The sequence below is a fragment of the Mesorhizobium sp. M0074 genome, from assembly GCF_040322975.1.
Taxonomy (GTDB): Bacteria; Pseudomonadota; Alphaproteobacteria; order Rhizobiales; family Rhizobiaceae; genus Mesorhizobium.
Window position 1 is genome coordinate 1 of sequence record NZ_JAMYUM010000095.1, and the last position, 639, is coordinate 639.

The window sequence follows — 639 nt, forward strand, 5'->3', positions numbered from 1 at the left end:
AAAGCTCGCCCACCGCCCCGAACGGCACCGGCCCACCATGACCGTCCAGAAGATAGATCCGCGTGTTGGCGATCGGACGGCCAATCGGGACAACTGACCCGTCAAAGTCATCGGGGCAAGTCCAGGTCGTCACGTCGATAGCTGCTTCCGTGGGACCATATAGATTGTGCAGGCCAGTCCAAGGCAATAGGCGCCTAACCTTGTGCACACTGGCGGCAGCAAGCGCCTCGCCACTGCATATGAGACGCTGCAGCGATGTGCAGCGATCGACACCCTGCGTGTCCATAAAGCTGACCAGCATGGATGGTACAAAGTGTGCGGTGGTGATGCGTTGGCTGATTATCAGCTCTACCAGCGCGTCGGGGTCTTTGTGTGCAGCCGGAGGCGCCAGCACCAGGGTCGCCCCTTCAAGCAACGTCCAGAAGAATTCCCAGGCCGAGACGTCGAAGCCAAACGGGGTCTTCTGCAAGACGACATCAGTCGCATTGAGAGCGTAGGCTTTTTGCATCCAGATCAGGCGATTGATAATAGCCCGATGCTCATTCTGTGCCCCTTTGGGCGTCCCGGTGGAGCCCGAGGTGTAGATGATGTAGGCGAGATGGCGGGGGGTGAGCCCCAGCGCGCGCGGGTCGGGGTCGT

At 60.3% G+C, this 639-nt stretch carries 1 protein-coding gene; it reads right to left on the reverse strand.

Annotation, left to right across the window (positions count from 1 at the left end; translation table 11 throughout):
• The coding region (locus tag NKJ73_RS34120; RefSeq protein ID WP_352572784.1) for an AMP-binding protein at window positions 1-639 on the reverse strand (639 nt) is incomplete at both ends.